This window comes from Streptomyces sp. NPDC001920 (assembly GCF_053594495.1).
The window spans coordinates 57,650-74,395 of record NZ_JBSFEP010000021.1 but is presented as its reverse complement, the minus strand read 5'-3'; the positions used below and the strand labels follow the sequence as shown (position 1 = coordinate 74,395).

At 70.6% G+C, this 16,746-nt stretch carries 12 protein-coding genes; 8 read left to right on the top strand and 4 right to left on the bottom strand.

Features of this window, described 5'->3' with window-relative positions:
• The first annotated feature begins 220 nt into the window (after positions 1 to 220).
• The gene (locus ACWCPI_RS30795) at positions 221 to 3,073 is read left to right on the top strand and encodes an SNF2-related protein (protein WP_451041224.1); all 2,853 of its coding nucleotides are present in this window, start codon (positions 221 to 223) and stop codon (positions 3,071 to 3,073) included.
• Positions 3,070 to 4,356 (top strand): SWIM zinc finger family protein, encoded by a 1,287-nt coding sequence (locus ACWCPI_RS30790; RefSeq protein WP_451041223.1) that lies wholly within the window; start codon positions 3,070 to 3,072, stop codon positions 4,354 to 4,356. Before ACWCPI_RS30795 ends, ACWCPI_RS30790 begins: the two co-directional genes overlap by 4 nt.
• A 66-nt stretch (positions 4,357 to 4,422) precedes the next feature.
• Here ACWCPI_RS30790 and ACWCPI_RS30785 read toward each other — a convergent pair whose 3' ends face one another.
• Positions 4,423 to 4,692, bottom strand: a complete 270-nt coding sequence (locus ACWCPI_RS30785; protein WP_451041222.1) for a hypothetical protein — start codon at positions 4,690 to 4,692, stop codon at positions 4,423 to 4,425.
• 411 nt (positions 4,693 to 5,103) lie between these two features.
• The gene (gene xylA / locus ACWCPI_RS30780; RefSeq protein WP_451041221.1) at positions 5,104 to 6,270 is read right to left on the bottom strand and encodes a xylose isomerase; all 1,167 of its coding nucleotides are present in this window, start codon (positions 6,268 to 6,270) and stop codon (positions 5,104 to 5,106) included.
• 191 nt (positions 6,271 to 6,461) lie between these two features.
• On the opposite strand from xylA, the gene xylB reads away from it, so the two are divergent.
• From xylB to exaC, 5 genes are all read left to right on the top strand, one after another.
• Positions 6,462 to 7,907, top strand: coding sequence for a xylulokinase (xylB, locus tag ACWCPI_RS30775; RefSeq protein WP_451041220.1), 1,446 nt, complete (start codon positions 6,462 to 6,464; stop codon positions 7,905 to 7,907).
• Between the two features lie 25 nt (positions 7,908 to 7,932).
• Positions 7,933 to 9,138: an ROK family protein gene (locus ACWCPI_RS30770; RefSeq protein WP_451041219.1), complete on the top strand. Its 1,206-nt coding sequence runs from the start codon at positions 7,933 to 7,935 to the stop codon at positions 9,136 to 9,138.
• 304 nt (positions 9,139 to 9,442) lie between these two features.
• A complete protein-coding gene (locus tag ACWCPI_RS30765; RefSeq protein ID WP_451041218.1) occupies positions 9,443 to 10,042 on the top strand; it encodes an N-acetylmuramoyl-L-alanine amidase in 600 nt (199 codons plus the stop codon).
• Between the two features lie 83 nt (positions 10,043 to 10,125).
• Positions 10,126 to 11,439, top strand: a complete 1,314-nt coding sequence (locus ACWCPI_RS30760) for a GAF domain-containing protein (protein WP_451041217.1) — start codon at positions 10,126 to 10,128, stop codon at positions 11,437 to 11,439.
• Between the two features lie 154 nt (positions 11,440 to 11,593).
• Positions 11,594 to 13,117 carry an acetaldehyde dehydrogenase ExaC gene (exaC, locus tag ACWCPI_RS30755; protein WP_451041216.1) on the top strand — a complete coding sequence of 508 codons (1,524 nt, stop codon included), beginning with the start codon at positions 11,594 to 11,596 and terminating at the stop codon, positions 13,115 to 13,117.
• Positions 13,118 to 13,279: 162 nt separating this feature from the next.
• Here the strand turns inward: exaC and ACWCPI_RS30750 are convergent, their stop codons facing one another.
• Together ACWCPI_RS30750 and ACWCPI_RS30745 are read right to left on the bottom strand one after the other, a co-directional pair.
• Positions 13,280 to 14,674, bottom strand: a complete 1,395-nt coding sequence (locus tag ACWCPI_RS30750) for a tyrosine-type recombinase/integrase (RefSeq protein WP_424874379.1) — start codon at positions 14,672 to 14,674, stop codon at positions 13,280 to 13,282.
• Complete coding sequence (locus ACWCPI_RS30745; RefSeq protein WP_073946053.1) at positions 14,665 to 14,862, bottom strand: helix-turn-helix transcriptional regulator; 198 nt, start codon at positions 14,860 to 14,862, stop codon at positions 14,665 to 14,667. Before ACWCPI_RS30745 ends, ACWCPI_RS30750 begins: the two co-directional genes overlap by 10 nt.
• A gap of 1,551 nt (positions 14,863 to 16,413) precedes the next feature.
• Between ACWCPI_RS30745 and cutA the strand changes: the two genes are divergently transcribed.
• Complete coding sequence (gene cutA / locus ACWCPI_RS30740) at positions 16,414 to 16,734, top strand: divalent-cation tolerance protein CutA (RefSeq protein ID WP_073948164.1); 321 nt, start codon at positions 16,414 to 16,416, stop codon at positions 16,732 to 16,734.
• The last annotated feature ends 12 nt before the right edge of the window (positions 16,735 to 16,746 follow it).

Sequence of the window (16,746 nt, the reverse complement as noted above, 5' to 3'; positions counted from 1 at the left end):
TCGCGGCCACTGCCGCTCTCTGTCCTGGAAACGGGTCCGCGCTTCCAGCGGTTCCGGACTCCGACCCTGAGACGACCCTGAGGTGCGGCCCTTAGTGGAGATACCCGCCCCAGCGGTCGAGTGACCCACGTCACGGCTCAGGTATGCCAGGTGCGCCGCTCGAGTGCTGTACCTTGACCACCTTGCGCGAGTAGTCAAATTTGAGGAGTGTCACAGAACTGTGCCGAGGCTTCCCGAGGCAACACTGTCCGAAGTTTCCGAACTGACCTCCTGCTGTGCCGTTTTCCTGCCCGGTGACCCGGCCCGCACCGGCCGGTTCGCCTTCTGGCGGGCCGAAGACGGCGCCGGCCCGCGCGTCCCGTCCGGAGCGGTCGAGGACCTGACCGTCGCCCTTCCCGGCGCGGACGGTGTCGAGCTGGTGAGCGTGCCGGCCGCCGTACTGCCCGTGCGTGCCGCCCTGCCTGTGCTCACACACGCGCGTACCCGGGCGCAGGGACACCGAGCGGCCGTCTTCTGGGGCGCGGCCGCGGTGCTGGCCCTGCAGCTCGTGGCGCGCGGCGCGCTCTTGCCGGGCCTCTCGGCGAGCGACCACGACGCCTGGCGGGTCGGGCCACTGCGACCGGAGGACATGGACCGCATCCGGGACCTCGCCGCCGCGATGCCGCCCGAAGCACACGCCGTGCCGCTGGGGGCCGCCGGTTCGCCCGGACTACCGGATCCGGAGCGACTGCTGCGGGCCTTCCTGGACGCGGTCGCGGACGCGCTGCCCCGCTCCCCCGCCGCCGAGCTCGTGACGGGCGGGCCCGCCTATGCGGCCCGGGAGCCGCAGCATGTGCCGGAGCAGCGCGCCTGGGCGGCCGATGTCGCCGCGGGCCACGACGCGGGCGTACGGCTCTCGCTGCGGCTGGAGGTGCCGGGGCTCACCGGGGCGACGCGGGACGATGCGGCGCTGCGGTTCCGGGCGGTGCTGCAGGTGCACAGCGTGAGTGATCCGACGCGGGTCGCGGACGCGGGCGACGTATGGGCGGGATCCGCCGCCCTGGACCCGCGCGCGCGGATGGACGCGCTGCTGGCGCTCCGCCGGGCGGCGCGCGCGTGGGCTCCCCTGACGCCGTTGCTGTCGGCGGCTGTGCCGGACGCCGTGGAACTCGCCGACGAGGAGGTCACCGACCTGCTCGGGGAGGGCGCCCGCGCGCTCGCCGGGGCCGGCGTCGACGTGCACTGGCCCAAGGAGCTGGCCCGCAAGCTGACCGCCCGCGCGGTGATCGGCCCACCGGACGACGAGCCGGCTTCCGCCAGGATGACCTCGGACACACCTTCGTTCCTCTCGTCCGACGCGCTGCTGGCCTTCAACTGGTGCTTCGCGGTGGGCGACCAGCGGCTCACGCGCGAGGAACTGGACCGTCTCGCCGAGGCGAACCGCCCCGTGGTGCGGCTGCGCGACCAGTGGGTCCTGGTCGACCCTCACGAGGTGCGACGCGCCCGCACGCAGCAGGACCGCAAGGTCACGCCCATCGACGCCCTGAGTGCCGCCCTGACCGGGTCCACCGAGGTGGACGGCCGTCAGGTGGAGGTCCGGCCCACGGGGTGGCTGGCGGAGCTGCGTGAGCGGCTCGCGGATCCGGAGGGGCAGGAGCCGGTCGGCCAGCCCGCCGCCCTGGCGGCCACGCTGCGGGACTACCAGCGCCGGGGCCTTGGTTGGCTGTCCCGGATGACGTCCCTGGGCCTCGGGTGCTGCCTGGCCGACGACATGGGTCTCGGGAAGACCATCACGCTCATCGCGCTGCATCTGCACCGCCAGTGCGACGCCGCGTCCGCCGGACCGACGCTGGTGGTGTGTCCGACGTCCCTGATGGGCAACTGGCAGCGTGAGATCGAGAAGTTCGCGCCCGGCACAGGCGTGCGTCGCTTCCACGGGCCGCGACGCGACCTGGACGGTGTGGCGGACGGGGAGTTCGTGCTGACGACGTACGGCACCATGCGCCTGGACGCGCGCAGGCTCGGCGAGGTGCCGTGGGGCATGGTCGTGGCGGACGAGGCGCAGCACGTGAAGAACCCGTACTCGGCGACCGCACGGGAACTGCGCTCCATCGGCGCACGCGCGCGGGTGGCGCTCACCGGCACTCCGGTGGAGAACAACCTGTCGGAACTGTGGGCGATCCTGGACTGGACGACCCCTGGCCTGCTGGGGCGGCTCGGCACTTTCCGCACGCGCTACGCGCAGGCCGTCGAGGGCGGCCAGGACCCGGCCGCCGCCGAGCGGCTGGCCCGGCTCGTACGGCCGTTCCTGCTGCGTCGGCGCAAGTCCGACCCGGGAATCGCGCCCGAGTTGCCGCCGAAGACCGAGACCGATCGTGCCGTGTCACTGACCACGGAACAGGCCGGTCTGTACGAGGCCGTGGTCCGCGAGACTCTCGCGGAGATCGCCGGCGCCGACAGCATGGCGCGGCGCGGCCTGATCGTGAAGCTCCTGACGGGCCTGAAGCAGATCTGCAACCACCCGGCGCAGTTCCTCAAGGAGGAGCGGCCGAGGATCGCCGGACGTTCGGGAAAGCTGGAACTGCTGGACGAGTTGCTCGACACGATCGTCTCCGAGGGGGCGAGCGCGCTGGTCTTCACCCAGTACGTGCGCATGGGAAGCCTCATCGAGCGTCACCTTGCGGCGCGCGGCGTGCCCTCGCAGTTCCTGCACGGCGGAACGCCGGTGGCCGAGCGCGAGGCCCTGGTGCGGCGCTTCCAGGACGGCGAGGTGCCCGTCTTCCTGCTGTCGTTGAAGGCGGCGGGCACCGGCCTGAACCTCACCCGCGCCGAGCACGTCGTGCACTACGACCGGTGGTGGAACCCGGCCGTCGAGGCCCAGGCCACCGATCGCGCCTACCGCATCGGCCAGACCCGGCCCGTGCAGGTGCACCGGCTGATCGCGGAGGGAACCATCGAGGACCGTATCGCCGACATGCTGAGCCGCAAGCGGGAGCTGGCCGACGCGGTGCTCGGCGCCGGCGAGGCAGCGCTGACCGAGCTGACGGACGCGGAGCTGGCCGATCTGGTGGAACTGCGAGGAGGCGACCGATGACTCCACACGGCGGTGACATGGAGCGCACCTTCGAGGCACTGCCGCCCGCACACGGGCGGGGGTTCGCACAGACGTGGTGGGGGCAGGCCTGGCTGAAGGCGCTGGAGGAGACGGCTCTGGACTCGAAGCAGCTCAAGGCCGGCCGCAGGCTGGCACGCGCCGGAGCGGTGGGTGCGGTGTCGGTGCGGCCCGGGCGCATCACGGCCGTGGTGCAGGGCCGCGACCGTACGGCGCACCGGGCCGACGTGCTGCTGGAGGAGCTGTCCGCGGGGCAGTGGGACCGCTTCCTGGACATGACCGTCGAGCGGGCGGGGCATGTCGCGGCGCTGCTGGACCGTGAGATGCCACCGCACCTGGTGGAGGACGCGGCCACCACGGGTATCGAACTGCTCCCGGGCATGGGCGACCTGGAACCGGAGTGCGGCTGCGGCGCCTGGGACCACTGCGGGCACACGGCGGCCCTCTGCTATCAGCTGGCACGGCTCCTGGACCAGGACCCCTTCGTGCTGTTTCTGATGCGTGGCCGCGGTGAACGCGAACTCCTGGAGGACCTGCAGACCCGCAGCGCCGCACCCTCCGCCGGCCCGAGCACGCAGCCCGTGGCGTACGAGCCGGAGGGCGTGGACGCCGCGGAGGCGTATGCGATGGGTGACATCCTGCCGCCGCTGCCCGACCTGCCCGAGCTTTCCGCCGGGCCGGGGATGCCACCGTCCCTGGACACGGAGTCGCCGCCCGCACCCGGCGTCTACACGGCCGCGCTGGAGTTCCTGGCCGCCAGGACCGCCGTGGAGGCACACCGCCTCCTTGCCGAAGCGCTGCAGAGCGGTCCCGAACCACACGCTCCGCGCGAGGAGTTGACGCCGGCGCAGGATGCCGTTCGCCTCGCCGCCGGTTCGCCGCCCGCTGAGGTGACCGAGCGCCTGGCTGACGGCTCCGGGCGTGGCGCTCAGGGGCTGGCGACGGCCGTGCGTGCCTGGAAGCTCGGGGGCCTCGCCGCGCTCGCCGTACTCGACGAGGAGTGGACCGTCGAGGGCGAAACGCTCGCACGCGCGCGTGGCGCTCTGGAGTCGGCCTGGGACGAGGACGAACGACCGGTGCTGCGGGCCGAGCACAACCGGTGGACGGTCGTGGGTGTGCCGTGCCAGCTGCGCCTGGGACGCGACGGACGCTGGTGGCCGTATCGCGAGGAAGCCGGCCGCTGGGTGCCGGCGGCAGGCCCTGCGCAGGATCCGGCGACGGCTCTGGCGTCGGCGCGCTTCACGTCGGAGGAGGCACAGCGGTAGGACCTGCCTGACGGCGGGCAGGCGGTACGGGGCACGAGCGTGGCTGTCATGCGGGCCGGGGTGCGACTACGGCAGTTCGCCCTCCGGCGCGGGGAGCAGCGAGTCGAGCCCGCTCGGAAAGCCGCTGGGCAGCTCCGTGGGGAACCCTGACGGCAGGGAGGTCGGCAGGTCGCTCGGCAGACTGCTGGGGAGCTCGGTCGGGATGCTGAAGGACGGCCTCGGCGATCCGCTCGTGCCGCTCTCGGCGGGCGGCGCCTCGTCAGGGGAGCCGCCGCTTCCCGAGGCCATCAGGGCCGCGGCCGCGATGGCCCCCACCGCCCCGATCACGACAAGCACGACGAGCAGCGGATTCCACCGCCGCCCCGGCCCGCCGCCGTCCGGTGGCTCCGGCTGCCAAGCACCGTACGAGGGTGGGCCGCTGCCGCCCGGAGGGGGGCCGTAGGCCCCCTGTCCGCTGCCGAAGGCTCCGGGAGGCGGTCCGTAGCCGCCGCCCGGCGGTGGAGTGTCACCCGGCTGTCCTGGCGGCTGAGGCGGTACGGGAGGCGTGGCCATACCCCCAAGAGTCACGTCGTACCGGCCGGCATGTGAGCCCTTCCCGGGACCTGATACGGACCCGTGTCAGGGACCGCATGATTCCGGAACAACTCGCGCGGCGACCGGCCATGGACCCGTACCACGTGCGGCCGGTGTGTCGACGGGCGCCTCGCACGCGGCAGGCCGGCGGCAGCGGGGCACGCGCGCGTGGCCTCAGCCGCGGGCGCCCAGCAGGTGGTCCATCGCCAGCTGGTCGAGGCGCTCGAAGGCCATCCCGCGCGCGGCGGCCGCCTCGACATCGAACTCCTCGAAGGCGGTACGGTCCGCGAGCAGCGCCTTGAGGCCGTCCGCCGCGGTCGGCTGCGCCAGCTCGTCCAGGCGCGAGGCACGCAGGGCTTCCTGGACCTCCGGGTCGGCGCGGAAGGCGGCCGAACGCTCCTTGAGGATGAGGTAGTTGCGCATGCAGCCCGCGGCCGACGCCCACACACCGTCGAGGTCCTCGGTGCGCGGCGGCTTGAAGTCGAAGTGGCGGGGCCCGGTGTAACCGGCGCTCTCCAGGAGGTCGACCAGCCAGAAGGCGGAGCGCAGGTCGCCCGCGCCGAAGCGCAGGTCCTGGTCGTACTTGATGCCGGACTGGCCGTTGAGGTCGATGTGGAAGAGCTTGCCCGCCCACAGCGCCTGCGCGATGCCGTGCGGGAAGTTGAGCCCGGCCATCTGCTCATGGCCGACCTCGGGGTTGACGCCGTACAGCTCGGGGCGCTCCAGGCGCTCGATGAAGGCCAGGGCGTGGCCGACGGTGGGCAGCAGGATGTCGCCGCGCGGCTCGTTCGGCTTGGGCTCGATCGCGAACCTCAGGTCGTAGCCCTGGGTGGTGACGTACTCACCGAGGAGGTCGAAGGCCTCCTTCATGCGGTCGAGGGCCACGCGCACGTCCTTGGCGGCGCCGGACTCGGCGCCCTCGCGACCGCCCCAGGCGACGTACGTCCGGGCGCCCAGCTCGGCCGCCAGGTCGATGTTGCGGATCGTCTTGCGCAGGGCGTAGCGGCGTACGTCGCGGTCGTTGGCGGTGAACGCGCCGTCCTTGAAGACGGGGTGGGTGAAGAGGTTGGTCGTGGCCATCGGCACCTTCATGCCGGTCGCGTCGAGGGCCTCGCGGAAACGCTTGATGTGGGCCTCGCGCTCGCTGTCCGAGGACCCGAAGGGGATCAGGTCGTCGTCGTGGAAGGTGACGCCGTGGGCCCCGAGCTCGGCCAGGCGCCGCACCGTCTCGACCGGGTCGAGGGCACGGCGGGTGGCGTCGCCGAAGGGGTCCCGTCCCTGCCAACCGACGGTCCACAGGCCGAAGGTGAACCTGTCCTCGGGGGTGGGCTGGTAGCTCATGCCGCGACTCCTTGCTCGCTGACGACTGCTTCCACGACCATTTCGTCATGGCGCTTTACAAATTAGTATGCCGACGCGTCCCTGGGAAGGGACAAGATGTCCCGAAGGGGTGAGGTCCGGGTCGCGACACCCCGGGCACCCTCGAAAACAGCAGGTCAGATCCCGCCAAGCCGCGGAAAAGGGAGAGCGCGATGTCAGCAGCCGAGGGTCCGCTCGTCGTCGGCGTGGACACGTCCACCCAGTCCACCAAGGCCCTGGTCGTCGACGCGTCGACCGGACGGGTCGTCGCGAGCGGCCAGGCACCGCACACCGTGTCCTCGGGGGCCGGCCGCGAGAGCGACCCGCGTCAGTGGTGGGACGCCCTGTGCGAGGCGCTGCGCCAGTGCGGCGAGGCCGCGCACGAGGCCGCCGCGGTCTCGATCGGCGGGCAGCAGCACGGTCTGGTCACGCTGGACGAGCGGGGCGAGCCGGTGCGCCCGGCCCTGCTGTGGAACGACGTGCGCTCGGCACCGCAGGCGAGCCGACTGACGCAGGAGTTGGGCGGCGCGAAGTTCTGGGCCGAGCGCACGGGCTCCGTCCCCGCCGCGTCCTTCACGATCACGAAGTGGGCGTGGCTCGCCGAGAACGAACCGGAGGCCGTCCGGGCCACCAAGGCCGTACGCCTCCCCCACGACTACCTGACCGAACGCCTCACGGGGCTGGGCACCACCGACCGCGGGGACGCCTCCGGTACGGGCTGGTGGGCGTCGGGGACGGAGTCGTACGACACCGAGATCCTGGCGCATGTGGGGCTCGACCCGGCGCTGCTGCCCCGTGTGGTCCGGCCCGGCGAGGTCGCGGGAACCGTACGCGACGGCCACGACCTGCCGTTCTCCAGAGGCACCCTGGTGGCGCCCGGCACCGGCGACAACGCGGCCGCCGCACTGGGCCTCGGACTGCGCCCGGGAACCCCGGTGCTCTCGCTCGGCACCTCGGGCACGGTGTACGCCGTCTCCGAGCACCGCCCCGCCGACCCGACCGGCACGGTGGCGGGTTTCGCCGACGCGCACGGCGACTGGCTGCCGCTGGCCTGCACCCTGAACTGCACTCTCGCGGTCGACCGCCTGGCGACGCTGCTGGGCCTGGACCGCGAGGCCGTGGAGCCCGCCGTCGGCCTCACGCTCCTGCCCTATCTGGACGGCGAACGCACCCCCAACCTGCCGAACGCCTCCGGCCTTTTGCACGGCCTGCGGCACGACACGACCGCCGGCCAGCTCCTGCAGGCCGCCTACGACGGCGCCGTCCACGCGCTCCTCGGCGCACTGGACCTGGTCCTCGACGAGGACGCGGACCGCTCGGCCCCGCTGCTGCTGATCGGCGGCGGCGCCCGGGGCACGGCCTGGCAGCAGACCGTACGCCGGCTGTCGGGACGTCCGGTGCAGGTCCCCGAGGCCAGGGAGCTCGTCGCGCTGGGCGCCGCGGCCCAGGCGGCCGGCCTGCTGACCGGCGAGGACCCCGCGGCGGTCGCCCGGCGCTGGAACACCACCCGAGGACCGGTGCTGGACGCCGTCGAGCGGGACGAGGAGACGCTGGCCAGGATCAGCGGGGTACTCTCCGACGCGGCCCCGCTGCTGGAGCGGAGCCCCGAGGCGCACTAGGTACGGACGAGGACTGACTCCACGCATGACCGCACCCCTGCACGAGGCCCAGCCGGGCGCCGGGCGCGCGCTGCCCGACACCCAGCAGGGCATGCGCCGCCGCAACCTCGCCCGGGTGATGCACACCGTCAGCGCCGAGGGGCCGCTCTCCCGCGCCGCCGTCGCCTCCCGCATCGGCCTGACGCGTGCCGCGGTGTCCACGCTCGTCGACGAGCTGATCCGCTCGGGACTCCTTGAGGAGCTCGGTCCCGAGCGGCCCGGCCGGGTGGGCCGTCCCGGATCGGCGCTTGCCGTCAGCGGGCACGGTCCGGCCGGGATCGGCGCGGAGGTCGGCGTCGACCATCTCGCCGTCTGTGCGGTCGACCTGCGCGGCGACGTACGGTCCAGGGCGGTGCGGCACGGCGACAACCGGGGCCGCGCCCCGGAACCCGTGGTCGAGGAACTCACGGAGTTGGTGCGCCGGGTCGTCGCAGAGGCCGGGCACGAGGGGCTGTGGCCCGCAGGGCTCGCGGTCGCCGTGCCGGGCCTGGTGGCGCGGGACGCCCGTACCGTCGTACGCGCCCCCAACCTCGACTGGCGCGACACGGACCTCGGCGCACTGCTGGCCGTGGATCTTCCCCTGGCGGTGGGCAACGAGGCCAACTTCGGCGCGCTCGCCGAGCTCTGGCTGGGCGAGGGGACTCCGCGTGACTTCCTGCATGTCTCGGCCGAGATCGGCATCGGCGCGGCCGTCGTGGTGGACGGGGGGCTGCTGCGAGGAACGCGCGGTTTCGCGGGCGAGTTGGGCCATGTGCCCGTCCAGCCGGACGGCCCCGAATGCCCGTGCGGCGGGCGGGGGTGCCTGGAGCAGTACGCGGGTGAGGAAGCGGTCCTGCGGGCGGCCGGGCTGGAGCCGGGCGAGGACCGTGTCGGGCTGCTCGCCGAGCGGGCCGCCGAGGGCGACGAGCACGTACGGCGGGCCCTGCGCGACGCGGGAACGGCGCTCGGTGTCGCGCTGACCGGTGCGGTCAATCTGCTGGACCCCGAAAGTGTGGTGCTGGGCGGCGCGCTCGCGGGGCTGGCCCCCTGGCTGCTGCCTGCGCTGGAGGCCGAACTCGACCGGCGCACCGCGGGGCCCGCCTGCCCCGTCTCCGTGTCACGGTTGGGGCCCGAAGGGCCGTTGCTGGGGGCCGCGCACTCGGTGGTACGGGCGGTGCTCGACGATCCTGCGGCGGTGGCGGAACGGGCGTGAGCCCAGGACGAGTCCACTCGTGTGAGTGAGGACGTTGTCCACAATCACGTGGCTGTCCACGGAAGACCTGCGCTCCCCTCTGGCCCGACCCTCCTCCCCGTAACGTGATCCACGCAGGGCGCAGCCGTCGGGTCGCGGCGACGGCGGCGCTTCGGCGTACACCGGGGGTCTCACATGTCGCGTCGCCGAGCCGGCAGTTCTCGACGAAAGCTCCCCCACCTGTCCTGCGCGGAACAGGCTGCCGCGCCGGCACCCCCGACTCATGATCACCACGCCACGTCGCCCCGGAAAGGCCATGACCCCTATGGAACGCACGAGCCCACGTCCCAGCCGGCGGCGGATCCTCCAGGGCACCGCCCTCGCCGCCGTCCCGTACGCCCTGCTCCCCGAACGACCGGCCGGTGCGCATGTCCCCGCACCGGACCATCCGCTCGCCGAGTGGCGTCCGGCGAGCAGCGCCAACTACACGCCGGCGCACCGCCCTTCGACCCACCCCGTCGACCGGGTGATCATCCATGTGACACAGACCCTCTACACCAAGACGCTGTTCGTCTTCGAGAACCCCGAGAAGAAGGTGTCCGCGCACTACGTCGTCCGGTCGGGCGACGGGCACACGACCCAGTGCGTCCGTGAGGCGGACATCGCCTGGCACGCAGGGGACTGGGAGCACAACACGCGCAGCATCGGCATCGAGCACGAGGGCTGGGTGGACCAGCCCGCCTATTTCACCGACGTCATGTACAGGACCTCCGCGCGACTGACGGCGGCGATCTGCACCAGATACGGCATACCGAAGGACCGCGAACACATCATCGGTCACCACCAGGTGCCCGGTACGGACCACACCGATCCCGGCCCCCACTGGAACTGGACGCGCTACATACGGCTGGTCAACGCCCTCTGAGGGGGCAGCACGGCCGGGCTGGTGCGAGCGTCGTTCGGTGAGGGCCGTCGAAGAGGTTGTCCGTGCGCGTACGCGGAGTGACGATGTCCCCAGCCGCATCGCCTTCCGGGGAGGACGAGTTGACGGATCCGTGGGTGGCGCTGAAGCCGGGGGCCGACCCTGCCGAGCGTGTTCGGGTGCTGCGCCGTGCGCATGAGACGTTCACCGAGGCGGGTACCGTGCCGAAGCCGGTGCGTGCCGTGGTGGCGGACTCGTGGCGGCGTTCCGCGCGTGCCGGTGTCGGTCCGGACGGGACGGCGAGTGTGGAGCTGGCGGACGGTGATCTCGGCGCCTATCGCGCGGAACATCCGCTGGCTCGGGTGATGCCGCTCTTCAGGGAGCTGCTGGGTACGTTCGCGGCCGACGGCGAGCATCTGCTCGCGGTGTGCGACGCGCACGGCAGGCTGCTGTGGGTGGAGGGGCATCCCACGACCCGGCGGCGCGCGGGGCGGATGAACTTCGTGCCGGGCGCCCGGTGGGCGGAGACCGCCGTCGGCACGAACGCGCCGGGCACGGCGGTCGTCGTGGACCGGCCGGTGCAGGTGTTCGCAGCCGAGCACTTCATACGCCGGGTGCAGCCCTGGACCTGTGCGGCGGCGCCGGTGCACGATCCGCGCACCGGGCGGGTGCTCGGGGCGGTGGACATCACCGGCGGGGACGGGCTCGCGCATCCTCACAGCCTGGGGTTCGTGCAGGCGGTGGCGCGTGCCGCGGAGTCCCATCTGGCGCTGCTCGCGCCATCGGCGCCCACGTCCGACGCGCCCGAGCTGATCGCGCTGGGCCGGGACGAGGCGCAGTTGCGCATGGGCGGCCGACGGATCAGGCTCAGCCGCCGGCACAGCGAGATCCTGGTGTTGCTGTCCCGTCACCCGGAGGGGCTGACCGGGGACGAGCTGCTGTGCGCGCTGTACGAGGACGAGTCGGTGACACCGGTGACGCTGCGCGCCGAACTCGCCCGGCTGCGCCGCGCACTGAGCCCCGGACTGCTCGCCTCGCGGCCCTACCGGCTCACGGCGCCCGTCGAGTCGGACGTGGCGGTCGTCGAGCGTCGCCTGGAGACCGGTGCGGTCACGGCCGCGGCCACGGCGTACACCGGCCCGCTGCTGCCCGGCTCCCAGGCACCGGCGGTGGTGCGGCTCAGGCGCCTTCTCGCCGACGGCCTGCGTACGGCGCTGATCGCCCGCCGCGACCCCGATCTGCTGGCCGACTGGGCGCACGCGCCGTGGGGCGAGGGCGACCTCGACGTATGGCAGGCGCTCGCCGCGGTGCGACCGACCGCGGCGGTTCGGTCACGGCTGGCCGCGCTGGAGTCCGAGCTCACCGCACCGGTCACCTGGGGGCGCCGTCCGGCGCGCTGACGCAGACATGGGCCGCGACGGCTGCGGCCGGCGACGGGGTGACCCGCTCCGAGGGATCACCGGCTCGCGCAACGTACTTGCAACCTCGCCGTTCCTAGCCTCGCGCCGAGAGCTGCCCGACGGCGGGCAGCGCTTCTTCGGGAGGCAGAGCAGCATGACCCGTTACGCGGCACCCGGCACCGAGGGTGCGATCGTCTCCTACCGGACACGCTACGACCACTTCATCGGCGGTGAGTACGTGCCGCCGATCCGGGGGCAGTACTTCGAGAACCCGTCGCCGGTGAACGGGCAGCCGTTCACCGAGATCGCGCGGGGCACGGCGGAGGACGTGGAGCGGGCGCTCGACGCGGCGCACGCCGCCGCTCCGGCGTGGGGCCGGTCCTCGGTGACCGAGCGCTCCGACATGCTGCTGAAGATCGCCGACCGGATGGAGGCGAACCTGGAGGGGCTGGCGGTCGCCGAGAGCTGGGAGAACGGCAAGCCGGTGCGGGAGACGCTGGCCGCCGACATTCCGTTGGCCATCGACCATTTCCGGTACTTCGCGGGCGCCATCAGGGCGCAGGAGGGCTCGCTCGGGGAGGTCGACGAGGACACGGTGGCGTACCACTTCCACGAACCGCTGGGTGTGGTCGCGCAGATCATCCCGTGGAACTTCCCGATCCTCATGGCGACCTGGAAACTCGCCCCGGCGCTGGCCGCGGGCAACGCTGTCGTGCTCAAGCCGGCGGAACAGACTCCGGCGTCGATCCACTACTGGCTCGGCCTGGTCGCCGACCTGATCCCGCCCGGCGTGGTCAACGTCGTCAACGGATTCGGCGTGGAGGCCGGCAAGCCGCTGGCGTCCAGTCCGCGAGTCGCCAAAGTGGCGTTCACCGGTGAGACCACGACCGGTCGGCTGATCATGCAGTACGCCTCGGAGAACATCACTCCGGTCACTCTCGAACTCGGTGGCAAGTCGCCGAACATCTTCTTCGACGACGTCTGGTCGGCCGACGACGACTTTCGGGAGAAGGCGCTCGAAGGCTTCACGATGTTCGCGCTCAACCAGGGCGAGGTGTGCACGTGCCCGTCCCGGGCGCTGGTGCAGCGGGGCCAGTACGCCGAGTTCATGGAGGCGGCCGTCGCCCGCACCGAGCGGATCAAGACCGGTCACCCGCTCGACACGGACACGATGATCGGCGCCCAGGCCTCCAACGACCAGCTGGAGAAGATCCTTTCCTACCTGGACATCGGCCGCCAGGAAGGCGCGAGGGTGCTCACGGGCGGCGAACGTATCGAGCACGACGGCGAGTTGAAGGGGGGCTACTACGTCCAGCCGACCGTCTTCGAGGGCGACAACCGCATGCGGATCTTCCAGGAGGAGATCTTCGGGCCGGTGGTCTCCGTGACGTCCTTCGACGACTTCGACGACGCCATCAAGATCGCCAACGACACGCTGTACGGCCTGGGCGCGGGCGTGTGGACGCGGGACGTCAACACCGCGTACCGCGCGGGCCGCGCGATCCAGGCGGGCCGCGTGTGGACCAACTGCTACCACGCGTACCCCGCACACGCGGCGTTCGGCGGCTACAAGGGTTCGGGTATCGGCCGGGAGACCCACAAGATGATGCTGGAGCACTACCAGCAGACGAAGAATCTTCTGGTGTCGTACTCGCCGAAGAGGCTGGGCTTCTTCTAGACACATGCGAAAAGGCGCCTGACCTGGGTTTTCACCCGTCAGGCGCCCTTCGTGCAACCCGTTCTCGACCGGGCCCGGCTTGCGTGCTAACTCCCAGTTCCTCCCACGACTGCACCCCTCCTGACCAGTGCTTCCGGACCAGTCACGGACCAAACCCCCGGTTCAGCCCTCGGGTACGTCACCCTGACTGACGCGCTGCCACTCGTTCATGGACTGCTCGATGAGACGGTTCGCCTGCTCTCGAAGGCCGTCAAGGAACTTGGCGTAGTGGCGAAAGAGAACCTCGATGCTCTGGCCGGCGCGGCGGGCGCACTCGGCCGGGTCCACTCCGGAGTAGAGCCAGAACGAGATCCCGGCGTGACGGAGATCGTAAGGCCGCTTGGCCAGGCGAGAAGTGCGCTCAGTACGGGTCAGGGCGTATTCCCGGGCCCGCGCCCATGTGATGCCGTAGGCGGCAGCGTCCACGTAGTTGCCAGCCTGGTTCCGGAAAAGTCGACCGTCAGGTGCCACGTCGAACCGATTCACATGGGCACGCAGCATGCGTACGAACTGCGGCGGGATGGGAACAGGCCGCGTCGCGCTTGCCGCGCGACGCTTGAGCGAGTGCACCTCGTGCACCTCACCGTCGTCGGTCCACCCCTTGCCAGACGTGACGACCCCGCCCGAGAGGTTCAGCATGCCCCATCCCGTCTTTGGCAAGTGGCATTGCTCGATCCGAAGGTGGATGACCTCTGCTGGCCGCATAGCCGCGAAGTACATGCAACCGAAGAATGCTTCAAGATGAGGACCCCGCCCCCGCTGGCAAGCAACGGCCTCGAGCAGCCGAAGCACCTGGGCCGGATTGGGAACGGCGGCCGGATCCACCTCCTCACTGACTGCTGGCGCTTGCCACCGGAGCCCTTTGAGGGGGTTCTCTGCGAAGTACCCCTTCTCCACCGCAGTGTTGAGAGCTTCGTTGAACGCAGCCCTCTTGCGTCGGGCTGTTTTAGCCGCAGCCGCCTTGCCGTCCAGCTTGCGGCACATCGCATCGAGGGCCCGCCTCAGAACGTCGGCTTCCGCGAGGGCGCTGACCGGCAGCGAGTTGCGCTTCATCCAGTCCAGCGCATGGAGCCACTCCTCGGTGGGCTCGCACTCCCAAGCTTTCTTGTTGAATGCCCACGAGTACAGGGCACGCCGCAGTACCCGCGGATCGGAATACGCTGCGCCGGGGCGTACCAGGGCGGGCGTGACCGTAGCGAAGGCATCAGCCAGGGTGCGGCGGGTGTTCCCTGGCGTGCGCTCCCATCTTTGCTCGATGTATTCGTGCACCAGGTCGTACCACGTAGTGCGCTGCTTGATGGACCGCAACTCGGATGCTGGCAGACCTGTGTGCTCGTCAAACGGCTCACCCTCGCGCGCGGCTGTCATCAGCTTCGCACGCCGGCTGTCAGCAAGCGCGAACGCGATGAAGGACTCAGACTTCTCTCGCCCGTTAACCGTCCACCGAATCTGGAAAGGCTTGCGCCGGTCGGGGCGCTCACGTATCTCCCAGAAGCGGATGTTATAACTCATCGCCATCCAGGCGTATCCCTTTCACACGCATCCCACCACGCATCCAGATCGGCGCGCCGGCAGCGCAGTTCACCATTGGGCAGCTTGATCATTCGGGGTGCCTGACCGCGAGCGCGCAGGCGATAGAAAGCCGACGGGCTCATCCTGATTTCCGCTAGGACTTCGGCGAGCTTGAGCGCAGGTGGACGAGCCATTGATGTTTCCTCGGATGTTCCAGATATGTCGGCGGCCCAAGCAGCAGTGCTCGACTTGCACCCACTCCGCCGCAACTGATGGGCAAACTCTGTCAGTTACGGGGACTACTGGTCGTCGACATGAAGGGCCACGGTGTCCGAACGGCTCCACCGCCAAGCACAGCCGCTGAGAACACCTCAATGGTCGTCACGATCGCCGGTTTGGCCAACCGGCGATCTTGGTCTATGTTGCGCCCCGCAGGGCAACTCACGGACGATTGCAACGGACGAAACACAGGGGGCCAGTCGGCGCGATCGGAGAACGAGGCCACGCCGTCCGTCACGAACACCCCGAGTCCGTTGTCAACGCGGTCGCACAAACACATAGGCACAGCGCCGGGGAGGAGCGGCGCAATCCTCTCGCTCCGATGTGGTCCATACGTTCAGGGCACCAAGTGTCGAGCAGATGGGGGCGTTGAATCGGACCGATCGGAGAGCGGCATTCGACAGGGGTGCTCCTTGGGTCGGGGCCTCCGCGATGAGGCCGAGCAGCGCGAGGTGTCGGACGTCGTCATGGCCGACGTGCAGGTCGGCCTGGAATCCTGAATCCCGCCACTGACCTGGTATTTTCCGGGACGTTGTACGTTGACATATTCCCAGAGGAGGTTCCAGTCCTTCGGGGCTATTTCTCGTCTGCCGTGGGCGAATGCCGAGCCGCGGGAAGGCCAACCGAAAGACGCAGGGGGCGTTCCGTCGGAGAAGAGGGGCAAGGCGTGCTCCTCCATCACCTGACTCGGTCGCACCGTGATGTCGATGTGCACGATGCCAGGGACCAGCCCGGACGAGCGGTCGACAGCCTCCGAAAAGAAGGCGGCGGAGGTCGCCGGCTACGCTGCAGACATACCAGTGGAGGGCGCAGGCAATTGGGGAGCGAAGTGAAACTGAAGAGCTACACCACCTGAGTGTCGGAGTGTTCGTGAGGGTTACATGGATCCCTCTCCAGTTCCAGGGTCACGGCGCTGCACGGCCATGCAGGCAGTCGACACGGTACTGAGCCTCTGCTTGCCACTCGGTCGCGTGGCCTCATACGGGGCTTTGTAGGTTGCCATGCGCAACTCGCGAGGAGGAACTCGTATCCTTCGCACCTCGGTGACGTCCGTGCCGTACGTCTCGCGACACTGCGCGTACTCGGTCTCGGTGGCCGCGTCGGCCGTCGTCATCTCCGCGGCCATAGAGTCAAGATCCCACTCCGGCGGCACGACGGGGACCCGCTTGAAGTCCATCAGTAGCGGACGGGCCGTCGTGCGGTCGACGTTCACAGGTCACGCACTCGGGTGTGCCCGCGGCTCTGTGCCCCCCCCTAATTGCGGGGTTCCGCTTTCGATGCCGCAACTACCCGTGACCGTCCTCGGACAGGGGCGTCGCCGCCTCGATGGCTCGGTGACCCGCATGATCACGCCGCTCTGTTTAGCGGATGGTCCGGCACGGGCCGGGATGATGCTGTTTCAGCAGCGTGACGTGTGCCCTTGACGGCTCGGTAGAGTCGCGGTAACTGAACTGAGAGGCAATTGCATGGCCAACGAGATTGTGATCGCGCAGACGACCAGCGACAACGAGGATCAGGCGAAGGCGTTGGCCCGTGGCGCGGTCGAGAGCAAGCTGGCAGCGGGCGTTCACATTGATGCGCCGATCACAGCCTTCTACTGGTGGAAGGGGAAGGTCGAGACGGCGCAGGAGTGGCGGATCTCGTACATGACTACGACGGACCGTCTCCCGGCACTGGAGGCGTGGCTGCACGAGAAGCACCCCTACGACGTTCCCCAGTGGATCACGCTGCCCGTGACCGGCGGGTCGGAGGCGTACCTGTCCTGGGTTATCGAGGAGACGGCATAGGTTCTGCGGAGC

What these genes read in the sequence shown, in the direction of transcription:
- ACWCPI_RS30790 (WP_451041223.1), top strand. Translation starts at nt 3,070, where the DNA reads ATGACTCCACACGGCGGTGACATGGAGCGCACCTTCGAGGCACTGCCG.
- xylA (WP_451041221.1), bottom strand. Translation starts at nt 6,270, where the DNA reads ATGAGCTACCAGCCCACCCCCGAGGACAGGTTCACCTTCGGCCTGTGG.
- xylB (WP_451041220.1), top strand. Translation starts at nt 6,462, where the DNA reads ATGTCAGCAGCCGAGGGTCCGCTCGTCGTCGGCGTGGACACGTCCACC.
- ACWCPI_RS30770 (WP_451041219.1), top strand. Translation starts at nt 7,933, where the DNA reads ATGACCGCACCCCTGCACGAGGCCCAGCCGGGCGCCGGGCGCGCGCTG.
- ACWCPI_RS30765 (WP_451041218.1), top strand. Translation starts at nt 9,443, where the DNA reads ATGGAACGCACGAGCCCACGTCCCAGCCGGCGGCGGATCCTCCAGGGC.
- ACWCPI_RS30760 (WP_451041217.1), top strand. Translation starts at nt 10,126, where the DNA reads ATGTCCCCAGCCGCATCGCCTTCCGGGGAGGACGAGTTGACGGATCCG.
- exaC (WP_451041216.1), top strand. Translation starts at nt 11,594, where the DNA reads ATGACCCGTTACGCGGCACCCGGCACCGAGGGTGCGATCGTCTCCTAC.
- ACWCPI_RS30750 (WP_424874379.1), bottom strand. Translation starts at nt 14,674, where the DNA reads ATGGCGATGAGTTATAACATCCGCTTCTGGGAGATACGTGAGCGCCCC.
- ACWCPI_RS30745 (WP_073946053.1), bottom strand. Translation starts at nt 14,862, where the DNA reads ATGGCTCGTCCACCTGCGCTCAAGCTCGCCGAAGTCCTAGCGGAAATC.
- cutA (WP_073948164.1), top strand. Translation starts at nt 16,414, where the DNA reads ATGGCCAACGAGATTGTGATCGCGCAGACGACCAGCGACAACGAGGAT.